The 25,291-nt window shown below is 73.7% G+C and carries 27 protein-coding genes; 13 read left to right on the plus strand and 14 right to left on the minus strand.

Features of this window, described 5'->3' with window-relative positions; all coding sequences use genetic code 11:
• Positions 1-62: 62 nt before the first annotated feature.
• The 3 genes from APR03_RS09590 (at position 63) to APR03_RS09600 (ending at position 3,315) form a co-directional block, all read left to right on the plus strand.
• Complete coding sequence (locus APR03_RS09590; protein ID WP_253835096.1) at positions 63-461, plus strand: PaaI family thioesterase; 399 nt, start codon at positions 63-65, stop codon at positions 459-461.
• A 115-nt stretch (positions 462-576) separates the two neighbouring features.
• Positions 577-2,427: a serine/threonine-protein kinase gene (locus APR03_RS09595; protein WP_253835098.1), complete on the plus strand. Its 1,851-nt coding sequence runs from the start codon at positions 577-579 to the stop codon at positions 2,425-2,427.
• Positions 2,428-2,520: 93 nt separating this feature from the next.
• The gene (locus APR03_RS09600) at positions 2,521-3,315 is read left to right on the plus strand and encodes a hypothetical protein (protein ID WP_253835100.1); all 795 of its coding nucleotides are present in this window, start codon (positions 2,521-2,523) and stop codon (positions 3,313-3,315) included.
• Between the two features lie 24 nt (positions 3,316-3,339).
• On the opposite strand, the gene APR03_RS09605 is transcribed toward APR03_RS09600, so the two are convergent.
• A complete protein-coding gene (locus APR03_RS09605) occupies positions 3,340-5,082 on the minus strand; it encodes a cytochrome c biogenesis protein CcdA (RefSeq protein WP_253835102.1) in 1,743 nt (580 codons plus the stop codon).
• A gap of 129 nt (positions 5,083-5,211) precedes the next feature.
• Here APR03_RS09605 and APR03_RS09610 point away from each other — a divergent pair, with 129 nt between their 5' ends.
• Positions 5,212-5,904: a fasciclin domain-containing protein gene (locus APR03_RS09610; RefSeq protein ID WP_253835104.1), complete on the plus strand. Its 693-nt coding sequence runs from the start codon at positions 5,212-5,214 to the stop codon at positions 5,902-5,904.
• Positions 5,905-5,975: 71 nt separating this feature from the next.
• On the opposite strand, the gene APR03_RS09615 is transcribed toward APR03_RS09610, so the two are convergent.
• The 5 genes from APR03_RS09615 to APR03_RS09635 form a co-directional block, all read right to left on the minus strand.
• On the minus strand, positions 5,976-6,725 hold the full coding sequence (locus APR03_RS09615) for an anti-sigma factor (protein ID WP_253835106.1): 750 nt from the start codon (positions 6,723-6,725) through the stop codon (positions 5,976-5,978).
• A gap of 10 nt (positions 6,726-6,735) precedes the next feature.
• Positions 6,736-7,314, minus strand: a complete 579-nt coding sequence (gene sigK / locus APR03_RS09620) for an ECF RNA polymerase sigma factor SigK (protein WP_253835108.1) — start codon at positions 7,312-7,314, stop codon at positions 6,736-6,738.
• A 97-nt stretch (positions 7,315-7,411) separates the two neighbouring features.
• On the minus strand, positions 7,412-8,626 hold the full coding sequence (manD, locus tag APR03_RS09625; protein ID WP_253835110.1) for a D-mannonate dehydratase ManD: 1,215 nt from the start codon (positions 8,624-8,626) through the stop codon (positions 7,412-7,414).
• Between the two features lie 105 nt (positions 8,627-8,731).
• A complete protein-coding gene (locus tag APR03_RS09630) occupies positions 8,732-9,598 on the minus strand; it encodes an endo alpha-1,4 polygalactosaminidase (protein WP_253835112.1) in 867 nt (288 codons plus the stop codon).
• A 53-nt stretch (positions 9,599-9,651) separates the two neighbouring features.
• Complete coding sequence (locus APR03_RS09635; RefSeq protein ID WP_253835120.1) at positions 9,652-10,323, minus strand: NAD(P)H-binding protein; 672 nt, start codon at positions 10,321-10,323, stop codon at positions 9,652-9,654.
• Between the two features lie 147 nt (positions 10,324-10,470).
• Here APR03_RS09635 and APR03_RS09640 point away from each other — a divergent pair, with 147 nt between their 5' ends.
• Positions 10,471-11,538: a phosphotransferase gene (locus APR03_RS09640; RefSeq protein ID WP_253835122.1), complete on the plus strand. Its 1,068-nt coding sequence runs from the start codon at positions 10,471-10,473 to the stop codon at positions 11,536-11,538.
• Positions 11,539-11,545: 7 nt separating this feature from the next.
• Here APR03_RS09640 and APR03_RS09645 read toward each other — a convergent pair whose 3' ends face one another.
• Positions 11,546-11,920: a winged helix-turn-helix transcriptional regulator gene (locus tag APR03_RS09645; protein WP_253835124.1), complete on the minus strand. Its 375-nt coding sequence runs from the start codon at positions 11,918-11,920 to the stop codon at positions 11,546-11,548.
• 78 nt (positions 11,921-11,998) lie between these two features.
• Between APR03_RS09645 and APR03_RS09650 the strand changes: the two genes are divergently transcribed.
• A complete protein-coding gene (locus APR03_RS09650) occupies positions 11,999-12,409 on the plus strand; it encodes a RidA family protein (RefSeq protein WP_253835126.1) in 411 nt (136 codons plus the stop codon).
• Between the two features lie 181 nt (positions 12,410-12,590).
• On the opposite strand, the gene APR03_RS09655 is transcribed toward APR03_RS09650, so the two are convergent.
• A complete protein-coding gene (locus APR03_RS09655; RefSeq protein ID WP_253835127.1) occupies positions 12,591-12,866 on the minus strand; it encodes a thioredoxin family protein in 276 nt (91 codons plus the stop codon).
• Positions 12,867-12,935: 69 nt separating this feature from the next.
• Between APR03_RS09655 and APR03_RS09660 the strand changes: the two genes are divergently transcribed.
• From APR03_RS09660 to APR03_RS09670, 3 genes are read left to right on the plus strand one after another with little or no spacing between them, the layout of a single operon-like run.
• Positions 12,936-13,112 carry a hypothetical protein gene (locus tag APR03_RS09660; protein WP_253835129.1) on the plus strand — a complete coding sequence of 59 codons (177 nt, stop codon included), beginning with the start codon at positions 12,936-12,938 and terminating at the stop codon, positions 13,110-13,112.
• Positions 13,112-13,816, plus strand: a complete 705-nt coding sequence (locus tag APR03_RS09665) for a DsbA family oxidoreductase (protein ID WP_253835131.1) — start codon at positions 13,112-13,114, stop codon at positions 13,814-13,816. The genes APR03_RS09660 and APR03_RS09665 overlap by 1 nt, the downstream gene beginning before the upstream one ends.
• Positions 13,813-14,388: a TetR/AcrR family transcriptional regulator gene (locus APR03_RS09670; protein WP_253835132.1), complete on the plus strand. Its 576-nt coding sequence runs from the start codon at positions 13,813-13,815 to the stop codon at positions 14,386-14,388. Before APR03_RS09665 ends, APR03_RS09670 begins: the two co-directional genes overlap by 4 nt.
• A gap of 15 nt (positions 14,389-14,403) precedes the next feature.
• Here the strand turns inward: APR03_RS09670 and APR03_RS09675 are convergent, their stop codons facing one another.
• On the minus strand, positions 14,404-15,363 hold the full coding sequence (locus APR03_RS09675) for a GlxA family transcriptional regulator (protein ID WP_253835134.1): 960 nt from the start codon (positions 15,361-15,363) through the stop codon (positions 14,404-14,406).
• 155 nt (positions 15,364-15,518) lie between these two features.
• On the opposite strand from APR03_RS09675, the gene APR03_RS09680 reads away from it, so the two are divergent.
• Entirely contained in the window at positions 15,519-16,178 is a 660-nt protein-coding gene (locus APR03_RS09680; RefSeq protein ID WP_253835136.1) for a DJ-1/PfpI family protein, read from the plus strand.
• Between the two features lie 32 nt (positions 16,179-16,210).
• Positions 16,211-16,528: a hypothetical protein gene (locus tag APR03_RS09685; protein ID WP_253835137.1), complete on the plus strand. Its 318-nt coding sequence runs from the start codon at positions 16,211-16,213 to the stop codon at positions 16,526-16,528.
• 84 nt (positions 16,529-16,612) lie between these two features.
• On the opposite strand, the gene APR03_RS09690 is transcribed toward APR03_RS09685, so the two are convergent.
• Positions 16,613-17,407: a TspO-related membrane protein gene (locus APR03_RS09690; protein WP_253835138.1), complete on the minus strand. Its 795-nt coding sequence runs from the start codon at positions 17,405-17,407 to the stop codon at positions 16,613-16,615.
• A 118-nt stretch (positions 17,408-17,525) separates the two neighbouring features.
• On the opposite strand from APR03_RS09690, the gene APR03_RS09695 reads away from it, so the two are divergent.
• Complete coding sequence (locus APR03_RS09695; protein WP_253835139.1) at positions 17,526-19,007, plus strand: SDR family oxidoreductase; 1,482 nt, start codon at positions 17,526-17,528, stop codon at positions 19,005-19,007.
• A gap of 24 nt (positions 19,008-19,031) precedes the next feature.
• Here the strand turns inward: APR03_RS09695 and APR03_RS09700 are convergent, their stop codons facing one another.
• Genes APR03_RS09700 through APR03_RS09715 form a run of 4 tightly spaced genes read right to left on the minus strand, consistent with a single transcriptional unit; the run spans position 19,032 to position 23,871 of the window.
• Positions 19,032-20,726 (minus strand): glycoside hydrolase family 13 protein, encoded by a 1,695-nt coding sequence (locus APR03_RS09700; RefSeq protein WP_253835141.1) that lies wholly within the window; start codon positions 20,724-20,726, stop codon positions 19,032-19,034.
• 60 nt (positions 20,727-20,786) lie between these two features.
• Positions 20,787-21,608, minus strand: a complete 822-nt coding sequence (locus APR03_RS09705; RefSeq protein WP_253835143.1) for a carbohydrate ABC transporter permease — start codon at positions 21,606-21,608, stop codon at positions 20,787-20,789.
• The gene (locus APR03_RS09710; RefSeq protein ID WP_253835145.1) at positions 21,608-22,546 is read right to left on the minus strand and encodes a carbohydrate ABC transporter permease; all 939 of its coding nucleotides are present in this window, start codon (positions 22,544-22,546) and stop codon (positions 21,608-21,610) included. Before APR03_RS09710 ends, APR03_RS09705 begins: the two co-directional genes overlap by 1 nt.
• 50 nt (positions 22,547-22,596) lie before the next feature.
• Positions 22,597-23,871 (minus strand): ABC transporter substrate-binding protein, encoded by a 1,275-nt coding sequence (locus APR03_RS09715; RefSeq protein WP_253835147.1) that lies wholly within the window; start codon positions 23,869-23,871, stop codon positions 22,597-22,599.
• 108 nt (positions 23,872-23,979) lie between these two features.
• Between APR03_RS09715 and APR03_RS09720 the strand changes: the two genes are divergently transcribed.
• On the plus strand, positions 23,980-25,230 hold the full coding sequence (locus APR03_RS09720) for an ROK family protein (protein WP_253835149.1): 1,251 nt from the start codon (positions 23,980-23,982) through the stop codon (positions 25,228-25,230).
• Positions 25,231-25,291: the final 61 nt, after the last annotated feature.

Here is a 25,291-nt window from a genome sequence, read left to right on the forward strand (position 1 = left end):
GCCCCGTTAGAGTCCTGGCTCTAGAGAGTTCTCTCTAGAACCGCCTCCCGAAAGGTGCCGCCATGACCCTGACCGCCGACGAGGTCTACGCGGCCGCCCCGTTCGTCCGCACGCTCGGCGTCGAGCTGGAGCGGATCGCGCCGGAGGCCGTCGTCGGGCGGCTGCCGTTCGCACCGGGTCTGTCGACGGTCGGCGGCGGCCTGCACGGCGGGGCGCTCATGGGGCTGGCGGACGGCGTCGCCGCCGTCTGCGCGGCAGCCAACGGCGAGCCCGGGGCCCTGCCCGCGACCGCGGAGTCCACCACGCACTTCCTGCGCCCGGTGCGGGGTGCGGCGACGGCGACGGCCACCCCCGTCGCCGCGACCGGCACGCAGGTGCTGGTCGAGGTGCGGGTCACGGACGGGTCCGGCGAGCTGTGCGCGCACGTGCTGCAGACGGTGCGCCTGGTCCGGCCCCGCTAGCACCCGCCGCCCGGGAGACCTCCCCACATCTCCTGTTCTCCCCGCACCCGGTGCACTAGCGTCGGTCCCGCACGGCGCCCGGGCGGGGCGTGTCATCCGAGGGGGGAGACGACAGGTGCGCACGGGGCAGATCGTCGGTGACCGGTACCGGCTGGAGGAGCGGCTGGGGGCGGGCGGCCACGGCGAGGTGTGGCGGGCCGCAGACCTGCGGCTGCACGAGCGGCCGGTGGCGCTCAAGCGCACGCGGTACGACGGCGACCCCAGCGGTGCGGAACGGGTACGCCGCGAGGCCCGGAGCCTCGCGCGCATCAGCCACCCGCACGTCGTGGCAGTCCACGACGTGGTGGACGACGGCGGCGAGGTCTGGGTGGTGATGGAGTACGTGGCCGGCCGGCCGCTCTCCGAGGCGGGTCCGCTGTCCCCCACCGAGGCCGCCCGCTACGGCGCCCAGCTCGCCGGCGGCCTGGCCGCGGTGCATGCGCACGGCATCCTGCACCGGGACGTCAAGCCCGCCAACGTGCTCGTCACGGGCGACGGGTTCGCCAAGCTCGCGGACTTCGGCATCTCCCGGCCGGTGCACGGCGAGGAGACGGTCACCGCCACCGGCGCGCTCACCGGCACGCCGGGCTATGTCGCCCCCGAGGTGGCCAAGGGCGGCCGGTTCACCGAGGCCGCGGACGTGTGGTCGCTGGGCGCGACCCTGTACCACGCGGTCGAGGGCACCACGCCGTTCGGCGACGACAACGCGCACGCCCTGCTGTGGAAGACGGTGACGGAGGAGGTCCGGCCGCCGGTCCGCGCCGGCGACCTCGCGCCCGCCCTGCTGCGCATGCTGGCCCGCAGGCCCGGGGACCGGCCCCGGCTCGAGCGGGCCCGGCAGGAGCTGGCCGCCCTCGCCGGGGAGCCGGCCGCGGGGGTCGGGCCCCACCCGGTGCGGCGGCGGCACCCGCGTCGGGTCCTCGTGGCGGCGGCCGTCGTCGTCGGGCTGGTGGCAGCCCTCTGCGGCGCCACGTGGTTCGCGCTGGACGCCGTGCGGGCGCAGGACGGCGGAGCGCCGGCCGCTGACCCTCGGCCGGCTGCCGGGCAGACCGCCATGATCGGCGACCCCGCCACCGCGGACCCGTGCGCCCTGCTCGACGTCGACGCGCTGGGCCGGTTCGGCCTGACGCGGGTGCGCACCGACGAGAGCGACCTGAACAGCTGCGACGTGGTCGTCACGCGGTCGGACGGCGCGCTGGTCGCGGTCAGCGCGACCATCTGGCACAACCGGGAGAAGCCCGCCGAGCCGAACCGGCGGTTCGGCCGGATCGTGGTCGTGAACGACGAGTACGAGCTGCCCGAGGAGTGCAGCCGCGAGCTCTTCCTGCCGGGCGGCGACTACAACGTCTCGCTGGACGCGTGGCAGGAGACGTGGAACCAGACGGCGAAGGAGGCGGGCGTGGTGGACAACCTCTGCGCGATCGCCGACGCGAACCTCAACCACGCCACCACCACGCTCAACGAGGGCGAGATCCCGCGCCGCACGCGCACCCCGGCACCCGGCTCGCTGTACACGCAGAGCGCGTGCGACCTGCTGGAGGGCGAAGCACTCGACCGGCTGCCCGGCGTCGACGCCGCCCACCCGCTGGTCGGCTTCGCGGAGTGGGAGTGCCGCTGGGAGACCGACGACGGCAAGGACCTGCGCGTGCTGTTCCAGCACGACGACCCGCTCACCGAGGACGACGGCGAGCGCTACGTGTTCAGCGGGCACGAGGTGTTCGACCGGGGCGACTCGTGGTCCACGGACTCGTGCCTCGTCGACGTCGTGAACCGGGTGGCGGTCAGCGTGGACGGCGACGGCGACGTCGTGGCCGAGCTGGTCCGCATCGAGCTGGAGGACGAGGACGGCGCGGACGTCGACGAGCTGTGCGCCGTCGCCCTCGACATCGCCGAGCCGGTGGCGGCAGCGCTGCCGCCGGCGTCCTGACGCGGCCGTGTCCCGGCCCGCCCGGGAGGGGTCCCCGCGGTGGCGTGCCACGATCGGGCCGATACGCCCGGCCGGGCACGACTGGAGGCCAGCATGACGGACATCCCGCAGGTGGAGGGCACGGAGCCGCTCTCCGCGAACCACGCGAGCCTGGCCTTCGGCGTACCGACGTCGGCCCCCGGGACCATCTACGCGCTGTCGGTGTCCGGCGGCGTGCGGCTCGGCGCGCGCGAGGAACGGACCGTGGTGTTCGGGCGCAACCGCCCGGACGTGCACGTCTGCGTCGGTGAGGACGACCTGCGGATCAGCCGCAACCAGGGCTCGGTCACCTACCGCGACGGCCGCTGGTGGCTCGCGAACACCGGGCACCGGGCCCTCCAGCTCCCGCGCTCCATGACGCTCTTCCCGGAGGACGACCCCTTCCCCATCGACGTCGGGTACACACCCGTGTTCGTCAACGGCACGGCCCGCCGCCGGCACCTGCTGGAGCTGTACGTCGCGGGCGACGACGGGCGCCTGCCGCGGCCGTCTCCGGGTGCCGAGACCCTGCGCGACAAGCCGTGGTCGCTGCGCGCCGACGAACGGCTCGCCCTGGTCTCGCTCGCCCAGAAGTACCTGCTGCACGAGGCCTACCCGCAGCCGGCCACCTGGCAGCAGGTGGCCGGCGACCTCGCGGGGCTGCAGCCCGGCGAGCACTGGACCGGCAAGCGCGTGGAGCACCTCGTCTCGGGTGTGCGACGGCGGCTGTCCCGCGCGGGCGTGCCCGGCCTGACCCGCGAGGAGGTGGGTGAGCCTGTGGGCAACATGCTCAACCACAACCTGGTCACGGAGCTGCTGCAGACCCGCACGCTGGTGCCGCCGGACGTGCTGCTGCTGGAGGACGGCTGACGTCAGCCGGACGTCAGCCGAACGTCAGCCGAACGTCATCGTGTAGACCTGCACTCCGTCCGGCACCTCCAGCTCCACGCGGCCACGGGTGGGCGCCTCACCCTGCAGGACCGGGTAGAGCCGCGGGTTCCCGGAGACGTCGATGTCACGCGTCCGCTCCTCGCCGTCTGTCGCGACCGTCGCCGTGACGGTGCCCTCTCCCCCGAGCACCACGAAGACGTCGGTCGCGCGGTACGCAAGCCGCACGCGGGCGTCGTCGGACACCGCCTTCGCACCCTGGAAGTCGACCTCCCAGGTGCCGCCCAGCGAGAACGTGTCCGGCTGCTGCTCGGCGGCGAGCGTGAACTCCCGGCGGCCCGCCGCGTACCGCGGCTCGCCCGCGTAGTTCAGGACGCGCTTGATCGAGAAGTAGGTCTCGGGCGTGATCCGGTCGCGCGGTGTCGCGTCCTGCACGGTGGTGGCCCGCGGCAGGTCGACGCCGGGGTCGGCGTCCGCCAGGAGCTCGCGGATCAGCTTCTCCGTGTTCTCGTACCCGCCCTCGCCCAGGCGGATGTGCCGCACCGTACCGTCCGCGTCGATCAGGTACTGGGCGGGCCAGTAGCGGTTCCGGTACGCCGTCCACGTCGCGTAGGAGTTGTCCTGGGCGATCGGGTAGGTCACGCCGAGGTCCTCAGCCCCCGCGATCACGTTGCGCGTCTCGCGCTCGAACGCGAACTCCGGGGTGTGCACGCCGATCACCTCGAAGCCCTTGCCGACGTCGGCGTACCTGTCGTGCCAGGCGTTGATGTGCGGGACGGACCGCTGGCAGTTGATGCAGGAGTAGGTCCAGAAGTCGACGAGCACGACCTCGCCGCGGAGCGCCTGGAGCCGGAGCGCGGCGCCGTCAGGGGTGTTGAGCCACGTCTTGATGCCGCGGATCTCCGGCGCCGTGCCGCAGTCCTCCAGCACGGGCGCACCGTTCGTGCAGTTGGACAGCTCACGGTTCTCGTCGGTCACGAGGCCGCCGAGGTCGAGCGCCTCGCGCACCGTCTCCGAGGAGTCGATGCGCTGCTGGAGCACGCCCGTGTAGTCCGGCAGCATCCGCTGGATCGCGGCGGGCACATTGAAGGCCAGGGCGATCGCCAGGAGGATGACGGCGATGCCGCCGCCGGTTCGGATGGCCTTGGTATGGCGCTGGAAGGCCTGCACGCGCTCGGCGAGCCGCCGTCCGGCCAGGGCGAACAGCAGCAGCGGGACCGCCGCGCCGACGGCGAACGAAACTGTCAGTGCCACCGTCCCCGCGCCGATACGGCCCGTGGCGCCCGCCACCGTGATCGCCGCGAGCACCGGGCCGGCGCACGGCACGTAGAGCACGCCGAGCCCGAGGCCGAGCGCGAAGGCGCCCCGGTCCTGCCGGGCGGCGCCGCGGCTCGCTCCGAACGCCGCGACGCGCTGGAAGGGCCGCTCCAGGATCATCTCGAAGCGCGGCACGATCATGCCGACGCCGAGCAGCACCAGCAGCACGATGCCCGCCCAGCGCAGCAGGTCCTGCGGCAGGCCCAGCGCCGTCAGGAGCAGCGAGCCCAGGAGCGTGAACACGCTGAAGCTGAGCACCAGGCCCGCGATCACGAGGTAGGGGCGCCACGAGCGCCGACCCCCCGGCGTGGCGCGGTCGCGCGCGCCCTGCACACCACCGGCGAAGAAGACCGCGGGCAGCATCGGCAGGATGCACGGCGAGATTCCGGTGATCAGGCCGCCGAGGAGGCCGATGACGACGAGGGTTCCCATGTTTCCGGTTCGGCGCGGGGACCGTTCCGGATGGGTGCGGACCTGCCCCCATCCGGAACGGCGACGGCTCCGAACACCTGTCATGACGCCCCGTGACCCGCGGGGCGACGCGACACCGAGGAGAGACCGATGAACGCTCGAACCCGCACGTCCTACACCGTCGCAGGCATCGCCACGCTGGCCGTGCTCGGCCTCTCGGCCTGCGGCGCCGACTCGTCGGCCGGCACCGCGTCGGAGGAGACCCCCATGGCCGAGGAGACCACGGGCACGGACGACACGACGGACGAGCCGGCCGAGGAGCCGACGGACAGCGCCATGGCCGACCCCGCTGCGAACCTTGTCGGCCCGGGCTGTGCCGGCTACGCCGAGCAGGTACCGGACGGCCCCGGCTCGGTCACCGGCATGTCGACCGACCCGGTAGCCGTCGCCGCCTCCAACAACCCGCTGCTGAAGACGCTGGTCGCGGCCGTGAGCGGCGAGGTCAACCCCGAGGTGAACCTGGTGGACACGCTCAACGGTGACGAGTTCACCGTGTTCGCCCCGGTCGACGACGCGTTCGCCGAGATCGACCCGGCGACGATGGACACGCTCTCGACCGACGCCGATCTGCTGACCGAGATCCTCACGTACCACGTGGTGCCCGGACAGCTCACTCCGGACCAGGTGGTCGGTGAGCAGACCACCGTCCAGGGCGAGACCGTCGAGGTCACAGGCAGCGGTGACGAGCTCATGGTGAACGACGCGGCAGTGATCTGCGGCGGCGTCATGACCCAGAATGCGACGGTCTACCTCGTCGACTCGGTGCTCATGCCCTCGATGTGACCGTCAGCTCCACTCCGAGAACGCCCCGAGGTCGTCGTCCGGTGATGACGACCTCGGGGCGTTCTGGCCGGTCAGGCGGACAGGGTGACGATCGGCGTCGTCGTGGGCTGGGCCGAGCCGCCGGCGGGTTCGACCGAGACCGCCATGCCGACGCCGTGGGAGTCCCGGACCAGCGAGGTCGCCGCGCCGTCCCGCAGGGCGAGGACGCCGGCCGAGGAGACCCCGCCGTCCGCGCCGACCACCCAGAGCTGGTACGCCCGGTCCGGGCCGGGGTCGGGCAGGCCCTCGGCCTGGAAGAACATGTCGTCGTCGGCCACCAGCACCGACGCCTCGCCGCCACCGTCGACGGCGGCGCGCAGGATCGCGCTGTCCGGGTCGGCCAGCATCTCGGAGACCGCCGCTGCCTCCTCGCGAAGACGGTCCCGCTCTGCGGAGACCTGCACGGCGATCGTCGTCGGGACGGCGATCGCCGCGGCCGCGGCGACGGCCGCCACCGCGGCGCCCCAGCGGCGGCGCCGGCGGGCGACCAGGTCGACGACGGCGCCACCCGCGGCGCCCGGCGACGGCGCGGGCGCGGTGTCCGCCGGCGCGTCCTGGACCTGTGGGACGTCGCGGACCTGGTCCAGCACACGCGACCGCAGTGCGGCGGGCGGCTCGGTCTCGACGGCGAACGCCGCGACCACGGCCCGGTACTCGTCCAGGGCACGTCGCGCGGCGGGGTCGGCGGCGAGCAGCCGGTCGACCGCCCTGCGGTCGGCGTCGTCCAGGGCGTCCAGGGCGTAGCCGGGCAGCAGGTCCCACACGGAACTCGCGTCGCCCACCCTCGGATCGTCAGCCACGGTGCACCCCCAGGCAGTCCCGGAGCCGGCTCAGCCCGTCGCGGATCCGGCTCTTGACGGTCGGCAGCGCGGCATCGAGGCGCTCGGCGACCTCACGGTAGGTCAGACCGCCGTAGTAGGCGACGACGACGGCCTCGCGCTGGGTCGAGGTGAGCCCGTCGAGGCAGCGGCGGACGGCGGAGCCCTCCAGCCGGCGCTCCACGTCCTCCACCACGACGTCGCGTGCCCGCTCGTGGCTGCGCAGGTCGGTGTCCCGCTGGTCGCGGTCCCGGTGCGCCTGCTCCGAACGCACCCGGTCCACGGCCCGCCGGCGGGCGAGCGTGGCGACCCAGGTCCGGGCGGAACCGCGGGCCGGGTCGAACCGCGAGGCCGTCTGCCACACCTCCACCATCACCTCCTGGGTCACCTCCGCCGCGTGGTCGGGGTCGCGCAGCACGCCGAGCGACGCGCCGTAGGCCACCGGCCCCAGGGCGTCGTAGACGGGCGCGAAGGACTCGGGCACACCGCCGACGCACGCCACGAGCAGCGCGTCGACAGCGTCGGCCGAGGTCCGGGCTGGTGGTGAGGCCACCGCCTCAGTCTGCCCCACTGACACCTCCGATCGCGTGCGCACCGGAGGTTCGGAGCCGGTGCGGTCCCGGATGGGGTGACCCCTGTCACCCGTCAGGTCACCAGTCGTGCACGGTCCCGTCCTGGAGGCGGTTGACCGGCAGGTAGCCGGGCTCGTACGGGTGCGCGGCCGCGAGCTCCTCGTCCAGCTCGACGCCGATGCCGGGCGCCTCGCCCGGGTGCAGGTAGCCGTCGTCGAACGTGTACGCGTGCCGGAACACCTCGTTCGTGCGGTCGGTGTGGCCCGAGTACTCCTGGATGCCGAAGTTGTGGATCGCGAGGTCCAGGTGGATCGCCGCCGCCATGCCGACGGGCGAGATGTCCTCCGGCCCGTGGATCGCGCTCTTGATCCCGCGCTGGCCCGCGTAGTCGAACAGCTTCTTCATGGGGCTGACGCCGCCGAAGTGCGTGACCGCCGAGCGCACGTAGTCGATGAGCCGCTCGTCGATCAGGGTCTGGTAGTCGAAGACCGTGTTGAACACCTCGCCGATCGCCAGCGGCGTCGTGGTGTGCTGCCGCACCAGGCGCAGCGCCGCCTGGTCCTCCGCCGGGGTGCAGTCCTCCAGCCAGAACAGGTCGTACGGCTCCAGGTCCTTGCCGAGCCGGGCGGCCTCGATCGGCGTGAGGCGGTGGTGCGCGTCGTGCAGCAGCGGCAGGTCGGGGCCGAACTCGTTGCGCACGGCCTCGAAGACCCGGGGGATGTACCGCAGGTAGGCACCGGTGTCCCAGTCCTCGACGGCCGGGCGGGCGAGCACGTCCGGCGCGGACCCGTCGTCCGACGTCGTGGTGTGCACCCCGTAGACGGACTGCAGCCCCGGCACGCCGCTCTGGATGCGGATGCTCCGGTAGCCGCGCTCCTGCAGGGCCCGCACGGAGTCGAAGATCTCGGGCAGGCTCGACCCGTTGGCGTGGCCGTAGGCCTGCACCCGGTCGCGGCTGGCGCCGCCCAGGAGCTGGTACAGCGGCAGGCCGGCGACCTTGGCCTTGATGTCCCACAGCGCCACGTCGACGGCGGCGATCGCGGCCATCGTCACCGGGCCGCGCCGCCAGTAGGCGCCGCGGTAGAGGTACTGCCAGGTGTCCTCGATGCGGTGCGGGTCGCGCCCGACCAGCAGCGGCACCACGTGGTCGCGCAGGTAGCCGACCACGGCGAGCTCGCGGCCGTTCAGGGTGGCGTCGCCCAGCCCGGTGACGCCGTCGTCCGTGGTGATCTGGAGCGTGACGAAGTTGCGGCCCGGCGAGGTGACGACAACCTTCGCGTCGACGATCTTCACGCGGAAACCTCGCCCGGCGGAGACGGGAGGGGCTCGTGCGTGGCCGGTCCTGCGATCGCGAGCGGGGATGTCATGCGTCGAGGATAAGCATCCCCGGGCCGGGGATCAGCACTGGTCGTACGCGTACGCGGCGTCGTCGGGCCCCACGAGGTCCCGGTCCCGCAGGATGGTGAGCGGGGCGCGGTCCGGTCCCGCGCAGACCGTGGCGAAGTCCTGGGGCAGGTTGTCGGTGTACTCGACCTGGAGCACGTGGTCCCCGTACACGCCGGTGTACGCGCCGCACTCGTCGTAGGCCGCGCACTCCTCGGTGACGGCGAAGTCGAAGCCGAGGTCACGCCCCTGCGTGGTCGCCTCCGCGGCGTTCTTCTGCCCGATGGCCAGGCCCTCCTGGTGCGCCAGGCCGATGTACGCGGCCGCGAGCGCCAGCGCGTCCTCCTGCTCGATCAGGCCGGTGGCCGGGTCGGTGAACCGCGTCCAGGTGTCGAGGTTGTCGATCTCGACCGCGGCGAAGCCCGCGTCGGCGCAGCCCGTGACGACCTGCCCGAGGATGCCGACGATGCGGTCCCGCTTGTCCTCGGTGGAGGGGTCCAGCACGTACTCGTCGGGCCAGTCGGGGTCGATCACCAGGTTGCCCGCGGCGTCGTGCAGCAGCAGGTCCTCGTTGCCGTCGAGCCACAGGTCGGCCTCGCCGGGCTGGGTCTGGAAGCCGTTGACGTAGCAGATGTTGTAGGCGCCGGCGGCGGGCTGGGCGGTGGCGTCCCGCGCGACGACGTCGAGCCCGCCGGCGAGGTCGTAGGCGGCGCCGAGCTGGTAGTCGAACCGGCCGCTGGTGGGCGGGAGCGTCACCTCCGCGGCGGCGACGGACGCGGTGCCCGGGTCGGCCGGGTCGCCCCCGTCCGGGGTGGCGCCCGGTGCGGCCTGACAGGCCGTGAGCGTGAGGACGGCGAGCGCGGCGAGGATCAGGTGCGGCATCCGCCGATGGTAGAGGCGGCGGCCCGGCGCCGGCCGGGCACGCCGCCAACTGCTCATTCGGACTGAGCGCTCGCGTCGGGTGCCGTCGCGACGGCCTCGGCGATCGGGGTCGCGCCGTTGCCGAACGCGATGGTCCGGCGCACGGTGCGGTCGTCCGCCAGCACGGCGGCGGCGACGGCCGCGACGTCGGCGCGCGAGACGCGGCCCTCGCCGGGGTCCGCCACCTCGATCAGCCCGGTGGGTTCCTCCAGCGTGAGGGGGCCGGGCTGCAGGATGGTCCAGTCGAGCCCGGAGGCGCGCAGGTGCTCGTCGGCCGCGGCCTTGGCCTCCGCGTAGGCGAAGAACGAGTTGTCCTCGGGGACGCCGTGGTCGGTGCGGGCGCCGAGGTAGGACACCATGACGTAGCGCGCGACGCCCGCCGACCCGGCGGCGTCCATGGACCGGGTCGCGGCGTCCCGGTCGACGGCGTAGGTGCGGGCCGGGTTGCCCCCGCCCGCGCCGGCCGACCACACGACGGCGTCGTACCCCTGCACGACGTCGGCGAGCCCGGCGGTGTCGAGCTGCTCGACGTCGGCGACCAGCGGGACGGCGCCCGTGGCGGCCACCTCGTCCTGGTGGTCGGGGTTGCGGATCACGCTCGTGACGACGTCACCCCGCTCGACGAGCAGTGGGGCCAGCCGGAGGGCGACCTTGCCGTGGCCACCGAAGATCAGAACGCGGGACATGGAGCTTCCTTCCGTCAGGGACGGCTCCAGGCTATGCCGGACCGCCGCGCTCACCACCGCATATCCGCTCTTACCAGGCGAGTCGCACCGGGGCGTGGGTAGCGTGGCGCGCACCGCGCAAGCCGTCGTGAGGAAGGTACGGACCCGATGACCGACCACGCCCTGCCCGACGCCGAGACCGTGCAGGCCGCACTCACCTCGCACCCGGGCCCGTGGGGGCCCGGCGTCCGGGTGCTCTCGGTGCGCGACCTGTCGTCCGGGCTGGGTCAGGCGGTGGTGCTGCGGGTGAGCCTGACCGCGCCGGGACGTGGCGCGTCGCTGTGGATCGTCAAGATCCCGGGCTGGGGTCGCCAGACCCTGCTCGACTCGCGCGACAGCGGCCTCGACGCCCGGGAGGGCCGGTTCGTCGGCAGCGTGCTGCCCGGCCTGCTCCCCCGCGGCCTGACGACGCCGCCCGACGCCACCGTGCTCCGGCACCACGGCCGGCCCTGGATCGTGATGCGCGACGTGGGTGCCGTGCTGCAGCAGACCTGGACGCCCGAGGCCGCCCTGGTGGCGGCGCGACGCACGGCGCTGCTGTACGTTCCGGGCGCGTCGCGGCCCGGCCTGCTCGACGCGCCCTGGCTGGAGCGCGAGGGCTACGCGGCCTACGCCCACCACGTCGACGCCGGGCACGAGAACCTGGACGCCCTGGGCCACGACCCGCTGCTGCGCACGCTGTTCACGGCCGACCAGGTCACCGCCCTGCACGCCTGCCTCGACGCGGCCGAGTCGCTGGCGGCCCGCGCCAAGGGGCTGCCCGTCACGCTGGTGCACGGCGACCTGACGCCCCGCAACGCCGGCCTGGACCGCGGCGGCGACCTCGTGCTCATCGACTGGGAGCACGTGGGCGTGGGCCCCGTCGGGTTCGACCTGGGCACGTTCGTCTCCCTCTACCGGGCCTTCGGCGGCCTGGGCGAGCTCGACGAGCCCGCGCTGCTCGAGGCGTACGGCAGCGCCCTGAGCGACCTGGCGGGGACCGACCTGCGCGCCGCGGCGGCGCTGGGCTTCGCCTCCGCCCACCTGACCTGGGGCCTGCACCTGCGGCTCGGCCCGGGTCTGACGGCGTTGCGGCAGGGCCTCTACCGCGACGCGCCGCCCGCGCAGCGGGCCGTGCAGCTCCACGACATCCGCTCGGGGTGCCTGCGCGCGCTGTCGTGGGCGGCAGCGGGCTGAGCCCGGCTCACTCGGCGGCGTCGAACCGCTCGCGCGCCCGCTCGACGTCGGCCATGTTGTCGGCGCTCCAGACGTACAGGGCGTCGATCAGGTCCTGGATGGTGCGGCCGAGCCGCGAGATGCGGTACTCGACGGCAACCGGGCGTGAGCTCAGGACCACCCGGTCGACCATCCCGTTGCGCTCCAGCCGGCGCAGCGTGGTGGTGAGCGACTTCTGCGTGACCACGGGGACGGCCCGGCGCAGCTCGTTGAAGCGCAGCGGCCGCTCGCACAGCTCGTCGAGCACGCGGAGCGACCACTTGTCGAGCACCTGGTCGAGCAGCTCGCGATGCTCCGGGGCGACCCGGAGGAGGGCGTCGTGCGGCGTGGCGGTATCGGTCATGACACCTAGTCTCGTTGAAGTGCCCTTCAGATACCAGGTACACCTGGGATACCTGAATCACACACGAAGGGATTCGTCATGGCCGTCCGGCTGCTCACCCCCGAGGGCATGTTCCAGCCCGTCCCGTACCACCACGTCTCGGTCGCGACCGGCAGCCGCCACGTGCACGTCGCGGGCCAGATCAACCGCGACGCCGAGGCCAACCGCCTCGCGCCGGGCGACCTGGCCGGGCAGGTGTCCCTGGCCCTGCGCAACACGGCCCGTGGGCTGGCCGGCGCGGGGGCGACCTTCGCCGACGTCGTGCGGCTACGGTTCTTCGTCACCCACTGGGACCCGGCGAACATGGACCAGTTCCTGGCCGGCATCGAGAACGTGCGCGAGGAGCTCGGCCTCCCGGACCCGCTCCCGCCGCTGTCGGCGATCGGCGTCGACTACCTCTTCGAGCCGGACGTGCTGGTCGAGGTCGAGGCCTACGCCGTCCTGGACTGACCCCCGGCGCCCGCCGTCGCCTCGCTCACCCGCCCCCTCCCCTTCGAGACCGAGGTTGCTTCGCTTTCAGGGGCTCGAAAGCGAAGCAACCTCGGTCTCGAAGAGGATTCGGGCGGACGACGACGGCCGGCCCCGCGTCGAGCGACGACGGCCCGCGGGACGCCGCCCGCGGGACGTCGTGTCAGGCGTCCAGGGCACGGCCCGCGGCCGCGAGCACCTGCGGGACCGTCGGCGCCCCCGCGGCCCGGAAGACCTCCGCACCGTCGGCGCCCCGGACGAGCACCGTCGGCGTGGACCGGATGTCGAGCGACTCGGCCAGGTGGGCCTCGTGGACGACGTCGTGCTCGACCATCGTCGCGCCCGGGATGAGCCGTACCGCCTCCGTCACCGCGGCGCGCGCATGGTGGCACGGGCCGCAGAAGGCCGAGGTGAAGATCTCGAACTGCACAGCGGACATCGGTCCATCCCGTCGACTGGTCCCGCGTCATCTTGACGCCCTGTTCAAGTTATCCTACGGTTCTTGACCATGACGTCAAGTAACGCCCCGGCGCCCGTCGAGGCCCCGGCCGAGCGGCCGCACGCGGCCGACGCCGCGAACCTCCCCGCCGGCCCGTTCCCGCAGGCCACCCAGCGGGCCCCGTTCCAGCTCCTGTCCGCCGACGGCTCGTTCGGCGTCTGCGACGTCGACGGGGTGTGCGACTGATGCCCGGCGAGGCGTTCGGGTCGCCCGCGGGCCGGCTCGTCGTGGACGTCTGGAGCGACGTCGTCTGCCCGTTCTGCTATATGGGCGACACCCTGCTGAACCAGGCGCTGGAGCAGTTCGCGCACGCGTCCGGCGTCGAGGTGCGGTACCACAGCTTCCTGCTCATGCCGGACGTGGCCGAGGGCGCCGAGCCCGTGAACCCGTCCGACTACCTGGCCGCCAAGCACGGCATCCCGCGCGAGCAGGCCGCGGCCATGAACGACCAGGTCACGGAGCGCGCCAGCCGGCTCGGGCTGGAGTACCACCTGGACCGCGCGCAGACCGTGAGCACGCGCACCCCGCACCAGCTCAGCCACTTCGCCGCCGCGCACGGCAAGCAGCGCGAGATGATCCAGCGGCTGTTCCAGGCCTACTTCACCGAGGGTCTGGTGCTCTCCGACCACGAGGTCCTGGCCGACCTGGCCGCCGAGGTGGGCCTCGACCGGGAGGCGGCGCTGGCCGCGCTCGCGTCGGGCGAGTTCGCCGGCGCCGTGGAGGCCGACCTCGACCAGGCCCGGCAGTACGGGATCAACGGGGTGCCGTTCTTCGTGTTCGGGGGCAGGTACGCCGTCTCGGGCGCGCAGCCGCTCGAGCTGTTCCGGCAGGCGCTGGAGACGAGCTGGAACGAGACCGTGGACGCGGCGCCCGCCGGAGCGGGCCGGTGACCACGGAGTCCCCGCGGCTCCGGGCCGACGCGCGGCGCAACGTCGAGGGCATCCGCGCGGCGGCCCTCGACGTCTTCCGCACGCAGGGCCTGAACTGCCCGCTGGACGAGGTCGCCCGCGCGGCCGGCGTCAGCAAGGGCACCATCTACCACCGGTTCGGCGGCCGGCAGGGGCTCATCGACGCGGTCGTCGAGGACCTGGTGGCCGAACGGATCCGGGGCATCATCGCCGCGGCCACCGAGGTGCCCGACCCCGTCGAGCGGTTCGAGACGTACCTGCGCCAGATCTGGCTGCTCCAGTACGACGAGCCCGCCGCCAACGACGTGCTGCTGCGCGCCCTGCCCGGCTCCGCGCCGGTGGCTGCGCTGTGCGAGCACGCCAGCACCATGGCGGCCGGGTTCCTCGCCGAGGCCCAGGCCGCGGGCGGGATCCGCGAGGACCTCACGCCCGACGACGTCTACCTGCTCATCTGGGAGCGCGGCATCATCGCGCGGGCCTGCGACCAGCAGCCGCGCGAGGGCTACCGCCGCCGCCTCGAGTTCACGCTGCGCGGCCTGCGCACCACGACGTAGCGGGAGACCCGGCACTCACGCCGCCGAACCCTCCGGCCGCCCCCGAAACGTCACGCGGTACCCGCGCGGCGTCACCCCGGTCGCCCGGCGGAAGAGCTCGCGGAACGTGCTCGGGCTCGGGAACCCGACCTGGCGCGCGATCCGCTCCACGCCGTAGTCGGTGGTCTCCAGCAGCTCCTGCGCGTGCCGGATGCGCACGCCGGTGAGCCACTGCATGGGACTCTGCCCGGTCTCCTCGTGGAACCGCCGGTTCAGGGTGCGCACGCTCGTGCGCGCGGCCGCGGCGACGTCGGCGAGCGCCAGGTCGGCGTGCGCGTTCTCCTCGATCCAGCGCAGCACGGGTTCGAGGGTCGCGGTGCGCAGCGTGGGCGGGTTGCGCAGGATGAACTGCGCCTGCCCGCCGTCGCGGTGCAGCGGGGTCACGGACAGCCGTGCGGCGTCGGCGGCGACGGCGACGCCGTGGTCGCGGCGCACGAGGTGCAGGCACAGGTCGAGGCCCGCCGCCGCCCCGGCGGACGTGAGCACCTGACCGTTGTCGATGTAGAGCGACTCGGGGTCCACGTCGACGGCGGGGTACTGCGCGGCCAGCGCGTCGGCCGCGAGCCAGTGGGTGGTCGCGCGCAGCCCGTCGAGCAGCCCGGCCTGCGCGAGCGTGAAGGCGCCGACGCAGATGGACGCGAGCCGGGTGCCGTCCGCGGCGGCGGCCCGGAGCGCCGCGAGCGCGGGTTCGGGCACCGGCTCCTGAGGGCGTTCCCGCCCGGGGACGACGACGGTGTCCGCGCGCGCCAGCCCCTCCAGGCCCACGTCGGTGCCGATCCGGATCGGCCCCGCGTCGACCACGGGCTCGGTGCCGCACACGATCACCTGGTAGGCGGGGCGCCCGTCGGGCAGCCGGGCCCGGCCGAACACCTCCACGGGCGTGGCCAGATCGAAGATGATCGTGTCGGGCAGAGCGAGGACGGCGACGGTGTGCACGGTCCCACGATAACTGCCTCGACCGGACGCAGGAGCCTTGGCCATATCTCGTCGGTTTATGGCACACGGGCCAGTGGCCCCGCCCGACGCGGCCCGCGCAGCATGAGGGCGGACGCGGCACCCGCGTCCGTCACCGCACCGAAGGAGCACCACCCATGACCGTGTCCGCCCAGGTCGTCCTCTTCGACGGCTTCGACCCCCTGGACGTGATCGGGATCTACGAGGTCCTGACCGCCGGGGGCATGGTCGGCGGGGAGATCCGCCCCTGGCTCGTGTCCGCCGAGGGCCCGCGCACCGTCCCGTCCGGCACCCCCGGCATCGGGCTCACGGCGGAGGCCGTGCTCGATCCGGAGCGGCCCGGCTACGTCGTCGTGCCCGGCGCGGTCGGCCCGGTCGAGAGCGCCCCGGACGACGACACCCCGACAATCCCGGTGCTGCTGGCGCGTTTCGCGCAGTCGGCGGCGATGCCGCTGGTGCGGCGGGCCATGGAGAACCCGGAGGTCACCGTCGCCACGGTGTGCGGCGGCTCGGTCGCGCTCGCGCTCGCGGGGCTGCTGGAGGGCCGCACGGCGGTCACGAACTCCATGGGCAACGACCTGCTCGAGGCCACGGGCGTGCGCGTGGTCGACGCGCGCGTCGTGGACGACGGCGACCTGCTCTCGGCGGGCGGCGTCACCTCGGGCCTGGACCTGGGCCTCTACGTGCTGGAACGCGAGGCCGGCCCCCGTATCGCACGGTCCGTCGAGGCGATCTTCGAGTTCGAGCGCCGCGGCACCGTCTGGGCCGACCGCGGCCGCGTCCCCCAGCCCCTCTGAGCGCGGACACCGAGCGCGGAACAGGACCACGCATGAGCACCGTCACCGGAACCTGGGACGTCCGCATCGCGACGCCCGTCGGCGTCATCGACGCCCGCTACACCTTCGCGGACCAGGACGGCGTGCTGACCGGCACCGCCGAGGGCCAGGGCGAGAGCGGCACCCTGGAGCACGTCACCGCCACGCCCGCCGACGACGGCGAACGGGTCACCTGGGCGCAGCGCGTCACCCGGCCGCTGCGCCTCAACCTGACGTTCGACGTGGTCGTCACGGGCGACACCCTCGCCGGCACCTCGCGGGCGGGGCGGCTCCCGGCGAGCACCGTCTCGGGCAGCAGGCACCGCCCCTGACCTGAACGCCACGGTCCGGCCGTCGGCCGGTGGTCGCGACAGCGCAGCCCGGCGCGGGGAGGAAGATCCTCCCCGCGCCGCGGGTCAGGCCCGCGCGGCGACCGCCCGGCGGCGCACGCCCAGCACCACCGTCGCGCCGAGCACGACCGCGGCCGCCGCCGCGGCGGCCCACGCGGCAGGCGCGGACTCGAGCTCGCCACCGGAGCGGCCGACGGCGATCCACGTCAGCCCCCACGCGATCGCCGCCCCGACCGCGAACCGCCCCCCGCCGCGCACCGCGAGCGCCACGCCGAGCCCCGCCACCACGACGAGCACGGCGACGGCCCAGCCGTCGGGGCCGAGGCCCGCGCCGTCGAAGCCGGAGGCGGCGAGCGCCGCCGCGACGTTGGCGACCGTCGCGACGCAGACCCAGCCGAGGTACACGCCGAGCACGCCGTCCACGAGCACCCGGTCGAGCCAGCCGTCGGCCCGGGTGCCCACCAGGATCACGAACACGCGGCCGAGCAGCGCGAGCAGGGCCGCGATGACCAGCACGCTCCCCCAGATCCATCCCGCCTGGACCACGAGGATCCACGCGGCGTTGAGCAGCATCGTGCCGGCGACGGGCAGGCGCAGGCGCCGCTGCCGCTCCTGCGCCACGGGGAACCACTGCAGCACGGTGTACCCCGCGAGGCCCGTGTACACCACGCTCCACACCGAGAACGCGCCGGAGGCCGGTGCGACGGGCGTCGCGGCGGAGTCGAGCGCGCCACCCGCGGCGGACGCGATCGGCGTGCCGCCGAACAGGCCGACGCCGATCATCGAGCCGACCAGGCAGACCAGGTAGCTGAGGGTGACGACGACCTGCTGGGTCCGGTCGCCGGACGTCTCGTGCGTCATACGGTGCTCCTCCGCTCGTCGACCCGGTCACCCAGGAGGTGACCGGCGGACATTATGCCTAGCCTATCTAGCAATCTGCTGCACTTCCTGACGTGTACGAGAGGCGGGTGAGGACACCGTGACCCAGGTCCTCGTGACGGGTGCGACGGGCTACATCGGCGGCCGCCTGGTCCCGGAGCTGCTGGCCGCCGGCTACGACGTCCGCGTGCTGGTCCGGCACCCCGAGCGTCTCGGCTCCCGCGAGTGGGCCGGCCAGGTCGACGTCGTCGCCGGCGACGCCACGTCGCGCGACGACCTGCGCCGCGCTCTCGTCGGCGTCGACGTCGCCTACTACCTGATCCACGCGCTGGCGGCCGGGGGCGGGTTCGCCGACCGCGACCGCGGCACGGCGCGCGGCTTCGCCGTCGTGGCCCGTGAGCTGCGCGTCGGCCGCGTGATCTATCTCGGCGGGCTGCACCCGGACGGCGACCACCTGTCCCCGCACCTGGAGTCCCGCCGGGAGGTGGAGCAGATCCTGCTCGACGGCGGCGCGCCGACCGTCGTGCTGCGGGCGGCCGTCATCCTCGGCTCGGGCAGCGCGTCGTTCGAGATGATGCGCTACCTCACCGAGCGGCTCCCCGCGATGGTGGCGCCGCGCTGGATCGACAACCGCATCCAGCCGATCGCCGTGCGCGACGTGCTGCGCTACCTGGTGGGCGCGGCCGAGATCCCGTCGGACGTCAGCCGCGCCTTCGACATCGGCGGGCCCGACGTGCTGACCTACCGCGAGATGATGCGCCGGTACGCCGCCGTGGCCGGGCTCCGCCCCCGCGTCATCCGCGCCGTCCCGGTGCTGACGCCGCGGCTGGCCAGCCTGTGGGTGGGGCTCGTGACGCCGGTGCCGCCCGGCATCGCGCGCCCGCTGGTGGGGTCGCTCGTGCACGAGGTCGTGGCCCAGGAGGACGACATCAGGCGCTACGTCCCCGACCCGCCGGACGGCCTGCTCGGGTTCGACGACGCCGTGGCGCTCGCCCTGGCGCGCATCCGGGAGCTCGACGTGCGCACGAGCTGGTCGTCGGCCTCGACCCCGGGGGCACCGTCGGACCCTCTGCCGGAGGATCCGGACTGGACCGGCGGGAGCCTGCTGGTCGACGACCGGGCCCGGCCCGTGGCGACGTCCGCCGAGGCCCTGTGGACCGTGATCGAAGGCATCGGCGGGGCGCACGGCTGGTACTCCTGGCGCCTGGGCTGGGTGGCACGCGGTCTGATGGACCGGCTCTTCGGCGGCCCGGGCCTGCGCCGGGGACGGCGTCACCCCCACCGCCTCGCGCCCGGGGACGCCCTCGACTGGTGGCGCGTGGAGACCATCGAGCCGGGCCGGCTGCTGCGGCTGCGCGCCGAGATGCGCCTGCCGGGGCTGGCGTGGCTCGAGCTGTCCGTGGAGGACGCCGACGCCGCGCAGCCGACGTTCCGGCAGCGCGCGGTGTTCCTGCCGCGCGGCCTGCTCGGGCACCTGTACTGGTGGGCGATCAGCCCGTTCCACGGCATCGTCTTCGGCGGCATGCAGCGCAACATCGCCCGCGCGGCCCAGGAGCACACCACCCCCGGCGTGCCGAGGTAGTCGTCTCGGCACGCCGGGGACCCGTCAGGCGCGCAGCCAGGCCGTCGTCGCGCCCGGGAGACGACCGTTCTCGAGCGGCGCGCTGGCCAGCAGCACCTCGCCGTCGGGCAGGTCGACGGCGGCGTCGCCGAAGTTGGTGACGCTCAGCCAGCCGTTCGGCCGGCGGAAGGCCAGCACGTCCGCGTGGCCGGTCTCGACCCAGGTCAGCTCCTCCTCGGTCTGCAGCTCGCGGCGCAGCCCCAGGGCCCGGCGGTACAGGGTGAGGGTCGACGCGGCGTCGTCCTCCTGGACCTCGACCGCGAGCTCGCCGAACCAGTCCGGCTGCGGCAGGTCCGCGGGACCGGAACCGGGACCGAAGCCGAACGAGGCCCCCTCGCGGGTCCACGGCAGCGGCACGCGGCAGCCGTCGCGGCCGACGTCGACACCCGGGCTGCGGAAGAAGGTCGGGTCCTGCCGCGCCTCGTCCGGCAGGTCGGGCACCTCGTGCAACCCCAGCTCCTCGCCCTGGTAGAGGTACGACGAGCCCGGCAACGCCAGCTCCAGCAGCGTCGCCGCGCGGGCGCGGCGCAGGCCCAGCTCGCGCTGCAGCTCCGGCTCGGTACCGCCCGACAGCAGCCAGCGCTTGCCCTGCTTCTCGCGCGGCTTCTCGCCGTCGGTGCCCGTGCGGCGCGGCGGCAGGCCGTAGCGCGTCGCGTGCCGCACCACGTCGTGGTTCGAGAAGACCCACGTGGTGGACGAACCGGACGCCGCGGCCAGCTCCAGGTTGAACGTGATGATCTCGCGGAACTGCGCCGCGTCGAAGTCGGCCTCGAGCAGGTCGAAGTTGAACGCCTGGCCCAGGCCGGCCGAGCTGGCGTAGCGGGCCCGGCGGTCGGCGGCCACCCACGCCTCCGCGACGGCGGTGCGAGGCGGGTCGTAGGAGTTGAACACCCCGCGCCACTCGGCGTAGATCTCGTGCACCTCGTCGCGGTCCCACAGCGGATGGTTGCCGTCCCAGGGCAGGGCGTCGAGCTCCGCCTGGCTGGGCAGCTCGTCGCCGAGGTCCTTGGCCAGGCCGTGCGCCACGTCCACGCGGAACCCGTCCACGCCGCGGTCCGACCAGAACCGCAGCGTGCGCAGGAAGTCAGCGCGCACCTCGGGGTTCTTCCAGTTCAGGTCGGGCTGCTGCACGGCGAAGTGGTGCATGTACCACTGGCCGTCGCCCACCGGCTCCCAGGCCGGGCCGCCGAACGTCGAGGGCCAGTCCGCGGGCGGCTCGGCGCCGTCCGGCCCCTTGCCGTCCCGGAAGATGTAGCGGTCGCGCGCGGGCGAGCCCTTCGGCGCCGCGAGCGCCTCCTGGAACCAGACGTGCCGGTCCGAGGTGTGGTTCGGCACGAGGTCCACGATGAGCTTGATCCCCGCGTCGTGCAGCGCGGCGACGAGGGCGTCGAAGTCCTCGAGCGTGCCCAGGCGCGGGTCCACGTCGCGGTAGTCGTCGACGTCGTACCCGCCGTCGGCGAGCGCGGACGGGTAGAACGGGCTGAGCCAGACCGCGTCGACGCCGAGGCTGCGCAGGTACGGGACGCGCGCGGTGATGCCCGGCAGGTCGCCGAGACCGTCGCCGTTCGCGTCGGCGAACGCGCGCGGGTAGATCTGGTAGACGGCGGCCTGCCGCCACCAGGTGGCGGCGTCACCGGCGGTCGGGTCCGGGGTGAGGCGGGTCTCCATCACTTCGGTCATGTGCGGATCGATCTCCTTGTTCGTTGCTGCTCGGTGCTGCTCGGTTCGGTGGTGTGCGGGTTACTTGACGGCGCCCTGGGTGACCCCGGACATCACCCAGCGCTGCGTGAACAGGTAGACGACGATCGCGGGAGCCATCGCCATCAGGTAGGACCCGAAGGCGACGTTGTAGTTGCTGCTGAACTGGCTCTGGAAGATCTTCTGCACCACGGGCAGGGTCTGCAGCGCCGGGTCGGCCGTGATGAGGGACGGCATCATGAAGTCGTTCCACGACGCGAGGAACGCGAAGATGCCGACGGTCGCGCTCATCGGCGCGAGCAGCGGGAACACCAGCCGCCAGAACGTCTGCCACGTGGTGGCGCCGTCAAGGCGGGCGCTCTCCTCGAGCTCGGCCGGCACCGAGCGCAGGAACGCCGTGTACAGCAGGGTGCTGAACGAGAGCTGGAACATCACGTGCAGGATCGCCACGCCCGCCGGGTTGTCGAGGCCCGCGAGCCCCGTGAGCCGCACCTGCGAGAGCGCGAGCACCGGGAACGGCAGGAACATCGCGCCGAGCAGGTAGAAGAACGACCACCGGAACAGCCGCCGGTCCCAGTTGCGGGCGATGGCGTAGGACGCCGCGGAGCTCAGCAGGATGGTGCCGACCACCGAGACCAGCGTGACCAGCAGCGACACCGTGAACGCGCGCGGGAAGCCCGTCAGGCGCCACGCCTCGGCGAGGCCGTCCAGGCTGAACGGCGCGGGCAGGGAGAACGCGTTGCCGTCCACGGACTGCGTGGTGGTCTTGAACGCCATCGTGACCGTGACGTAGAGCGGCACGAGCACCGCCAGCGTGCACGCGAGCAGCGCGGCGGTGACGGGGACGTTGATGCGGCGGGTCATCAGACGGCCACCTTTCCGCGCGTGAGGCGCAGCTGCACGAGCGCCAGCGCCAGCGCGATGAGGAAGAAGATGGTGGCGTTCGCCATCTGGTAGGCGTAGTCACCGCCGGAGAAGCCGGCGAAGATCGTCATCGCGACGCTGCGGGTGGCCGTGCCCGGCCCGCCGTCGGTGAGGCCCACGATCACGTCGTAGGCGTTGAGGAAGTTCTTGAAGCCGATGACGAGGTTGATCAGCACGTACCCGGCCAGCAGCGGCAGCGTGATGCTGCGCAGCCTGCGCCAGCCGGAGGCGCCGTCGATGCTCGCGGCCTCGTACACCTCGCCCGGGATGGACACGATGCCCGCGGTGTAGACGAGCAGGGCCGACGGGATCGCCTGCCAGGCCGTGACCAGGACGATCGCGGTCCAGGCCAGGTCGGCGTTCGCCAGCACGCTCGTCTCCAGCGCCTCGATGCCGAGGGCCGACGCCAGGCGCGGCAGCGAGCTGGAGAACAGGAAGTTGAAGACGAACGCGATCACGATGCCCGAGACCACCATCGGCAGCACGAACACCGTGCGCAGCGCGGCCCGGGCCGGGATCCGGGAGGCCAGCCCGATCGCGAGCAGGAACGCCACGACGTTCACCACGACGACGGTGACCAGCGCGAACCCGACGGTGAACCCGTAGGAGCCGAGGATCGCCGGGTCGGAGAACAGGACCGCGTAGTTGGTCAGCCCGATGAACCGGGTGTCGCCGAAGCCGATGGAGTCGGTGAAGCTGTACACCACGCCCATCACCGCCGGGACGGTGATCGCCAGCGTGAACAGGGCGACGGCGGGCAGCAGGAACAGGTAGTAGGTCGCGTCGACGCGGCGTCGCGGGGCGCGGCGTGCCGGGGCGCCCGGGCCAGGTCCCGCGGCGTCGCGGTCCGGGGCGGGTGCGGTGGCTTGGATCGCCATGACAGTCCTCGCTGGTCGGGGATGCTGGTCGGGGGATGCTGGTCGGGGGGTCAGGAACGGCGGGCCAGGCGGGCCCAGTCGGCGTCGAGGGTGCGCAGCACCTCGCCAGGGTCGGCGCCGGTCACGATCGCCTGGGCGTAGTTGTGCACGGGGATGGACTCCGGCACGAGCTGCGACGGGCCGAGGTAGAACCGGGCGCCGTCGTAGTACTCCTGCAGCTCGACCAGCGCGGGGTGCGTGACGGGCGGTGCGTCCGTCGTGACGCCGAAGCCGAGGTTGTCGGCGTTGTAGGCGTCGATGATCTCGGGCCGCATGAGGAAGGACACGAGCTCGCGGGCGCCGTCCTGGCGGGGCGACACGTCCGGCACCCACAGCGCCAGGTCGACGTTGACGCGCACCTTCCGGTCGGCCGGGTCGTCGGTCATGGGCAGCGGGAAGATGCCGACGTCGAGGTCGGGCGAGGTCTTGGCGATCTCCGTCAGTGCCCACGGGCCCTGGAGGTACATGGCGGCCTCGCCCCGCGCGAACGCCAGGTTGCCGTCGCCGTACCCGCGGCCCGCGGCGTCGGCGTTGGTGTAGCCGACGAGCGTGAGCATGCGCTCGACGGGCTCGCGGAAGTCCTTCTCGAACGAGACCGGCGAGCCGGGGCCGGTGTCCGCGCCCTGCTCCTGGAGCGCCTCGAAGAAGGCGGTGACGTCGACGAGCCCGCCGACCGTGTAGTCGAGGATCCCCTGCCCGATGGTCCACGGTTCGGCGAACGTGCCGTAGATCGGCGTCACGCCGGCGGCGGTCAGCGCGTCGCACACCTCGACGAGCTCCGACCAGGTGGTCGGCGCCTCCAGGCCGTGCTCCGCGAAGGTCGCCCGGTTGTAGAGCACGCCGGCGGCCATCAGCGAGTACGGCAGCACGCTGGTGCGGCCCGGGTAGGAGGCGGTGAGCTCGACGAGCGGCAGCAGGTCGGGGTTGATACGGCCCGCTTCCGGCATGTCGCCCAGGTCGCTCAGGGCGCCGTGGTCCACGAACCGGGCGATCTCGAAGTTGTAGTTGGAGCACCCGAGGTCGGGCGGCGCGCCGCGGGCGAAGCCGGCCGAGAGGTCGGACGTGACGTCGTGGCTGACCCGCACGCCCGGACGCTCGTCCCGGAACCGGGCCAGCAGCTCGTCGAAGTACCCGATGACCTCGGGCTTGGACTGGTAGAAGGACACCTCGGCCGGGCGTCCGAGCGAGCCGCAGCCGGTCAGCGCGAGGCCGGCGCCGACCAGACCGGCCCCGAGGAAGGACCGGCGGCTCAGACCCTTCGGCGGTGAAGGGGTACGTGCGGGCACGTGATCGTCTCCTTGTTCCCGCCCCGCGCCGGCACTGGCGCGGGACTTAAATCTAGGGACTAGATTTACTTTCCCGATCATGTACGTCGCGCACGTTAGAGTCAAGGGGTGGACTCCTACCCCGTGGCCAGCTCCGCGCGGCTGCTGCGGCACACCAACGCGGCGGCCGTGCTCCGGCTCGTCTGGGACCGGCCGACGTTCACCGCCAGCGACGTCATCGCCGACACCGGCCTGACGCGCTCGACGGTGCTCGCTCTGTGCGACGAGCTCGTCGGGCGCGGCTGGGTCAGCGAGCTCGACGACGCACGGGCCGCCGGCGAGTACCGCATGGGCCGGCCGGCGCGCCGCTACGCGTTCGACCCGCGCTCCGGCCGCGTCGTCGGGGTCGACGCCGGGCAGCACCACGTGACCGCCTCGGTGGCCGACCTGCGCGGCGCCGTCCTGGGCCGCGCCGTCCGGGAGCTCACGGCCGACGCCTCCCCCGCGACCCGGGTGCGCACCATCCGCCGGGCGATCGAGGAGGCGGTGGCGGACGGCGGCGGAGCGGCCGGCCCGGCCGGTGCCCCCGCCGGGCCGGTGCTGGCCGTGGTGCTGGGTGTCCCCGCGCCGACCGACGCGCACGGCGCCTCCCCGCCCGGCAACCAGCGGCGGTTCTGGGCGCGGATGAACCCCGAGCTCGCCGAGCAGTTCGCCGACGTCGGCCAGTCCGTCACGGTCGAGAACGACGCCAACCTGGCCGCCGTCGCGGAGTGGACCATCGGGGCGGGTTCCGGCCTGTCGTCGTTCGCGACCCTGCTCTCGGGCGAGCGGTTCGGCGCCGGCCTCATCGTCGACGGCACGCTGCTGCGGGGGCACCACGGCGGGGCCGGCGAGATGCGCCTGCTCGACCTCGTCGACGGCGTCGGGTCCGCGGACGGCTTGGCCCACGTGGCCCGTGAGCTGGTGCGGCACGCGGCCGACGCCGGCGACCTCCCCGCCGGGTCGCCGCTGCGCGCGCACGACCCGGCCACGCTCGACGCCGCCGACGTGTTCGCCGCGGCCCAGGAGGGCGACGCCGTCGCGCTGCGCATCGTCGACCGGCTCGCCGACCGGCTGGCACGCGTCTGCGCCGTCATCGCCTCGCTGCTCGACGTCGAGCGGATCGTGGTGGGCGGGGCCCTGTCCCCCGCGCTCGGCCCGGTGGTCGAGCGGGCGACCGAGCGGCTGCCCTCCTACATCCACCCGCCGGTGCCCGCGATCGTGGCGTCCGGCCTGGGTTCGGACGCCGTGCACGTCGGCGCCGTGCGGCGGGCCCTGGCCGTCGTCCGCGCGAACCCCTTCGACTTCGAGCTCGCCCGCGAGGCAGCCACCCGGGCCTGAGCGGGACAGGCCATCGGTGTGCGAGTTGGCGGCGTGTCGCGCTCCGGTCGTGTCGCGTCGC

This window comes from Promicromonospora thailandica (genome assembly GCF_024171955.1).
Lineage (GTDB): Bacteria > Actinomycetota > Actinomycetes > Actinomycetales > Cellulomonadaceae > Promicromonospora > Promicromonospora thailandica.

What these genes read in the sequence shown, in the direction of transcription:
- APR03_RS09710 (WP_253835145.1), bottom strand. Translation starts at nt 22,546, where the DNA reads ATGGCGATCCAAGCCACCGCACCCGCCCCGGACCGCGACGCCGCGGGA.
- APR03_RS09610 (WP_253835104.1), top strand. Translation starts at nt 5,212, where the DNA reads ATGAACGCTCGAACCCGCACGTCCTACACCGTCGCAGGCATCGCCACG.
- APR03_RS09605 (WP_253835102.1), bottom strand. Translation starts at nt 5,082, where the DNA reads ATGGGAACCCTCGTCGTCATCGGCCTCCTCGGCGGCCTGATCACCGGA.
- APR03_RS09600 (WP_253835100.1), top strand. Translation starts at nt 2,521, where the DNA reads ATGACGGACATCCCGCAGGTGGAGGGCACGGAGCCGCTCTCCGCGAAC.
- APR03_RS09660 (WP_253835129.1), top strand. Translation starts at nt 12,936, where the DNA reads ATGACGTCAAGTAACGCCCCGGCGCCCGTCGAGGCCCCGGCCGAGCGG.
- APR03_RS09705 (WP_253835143.1), bottom strand. Translation starts at nt 21,608, where the DNA reads ATGACCCGCCGCATCAACGTCCCCGTCACCGCCGCGCTGCTCGCGTGC.
- APR03_RS09590 (WP_253835096.1), top strand. Translation starts at nt 63, where the DNA reads ATGACCCTGACCGCCGACGAGGTCTACGCGGCCGCCCCGTTCGTCCGC.
- APR03_RS09650 (WP_253835126.1), top strand. Translation starts at nt 11,999, where the DNA reads ATGGCCGTCCGGCTGCTCACCCCCGAGGGCATGTTCCAGCCCGTCCCG.
- APR03_RS09630 (WP_253835112.1), bottom strand. Translation starts at nt 9,598, where the DNA reads ATGCCGCACCTGATCCTCGCCGCGCTCGCCGTCCTCACGCTCACGGCC.
- APR03_RS09645 (WP_253835124.1), bottom strand. Translation starts at nt 11,920, where the DNA reads ATGACCGATACCGCCACGCCGCACGACGCCCTCCTCCGGGTCGCCCCG.
- APR03_RS09635 (WP_253835120.1), bottom strand. Translation starts at nt 10,323, where the DNA reads ATGTCCCGCGTTCTGATCTTCGGTGGCCACGGCAAGGTCGCCCTCCGG.
- APR03_RS09640 (WP_253835122.1), top strand. Translation starts at nt 10,471, where the DNA reads ATGACCGACCACGCCCTGCCCGACGCCGAGACCGTGCAGGCCGCACTC.
- APR03_RS09690 (WP_253835138.1), bottom strand. Translation starts at nt 17,407, where the DNA reads ATGACGCACGAGACGTCCGGCGACCGGACCCAGCAGGTCGTCGTCACC.
- APR03_RS09680 (WP_253835136.1), top strand. Translation starts at nt 15,519, where the DNA reads ATGACCGTGTCCGCCCAGGTCGTCCTCTTCGACGGCTTCGACCCCCTG.
- APR03_RS09665 (WP_253835131.1), top strand. Translation starts at nt 13,112, where the DNA reads ATGCCCGGCGAGGCGTTCGGGTCGCCCGCGGGCCGGCTCGTCGTGGAC.
- APR03_RS09685 (WP_253835137.1), top strand. Translation starts at nt 16,211, where the DNA reads ATGAGCACCGTCACCGGAACCTGGGACGTCCGCATCGCGACGCCCGTC.
- APR03_RS09655 (WP_253835127.1), bottom strand. Translation starts at nt 12,866, where the DNA reads ATGTCCGCTGTGCAGTTCGAGATCTTCACCTCGGCCTTCTGCGGCCCG.
- APR03_RS09700 (WP_253835141.1), bottom strand. Translation starts at nt 20,726, where the DNA reads ATGACCGAAGTGATGGAGACCCGCCTCACCCCGGACCCGACCGCCGGT.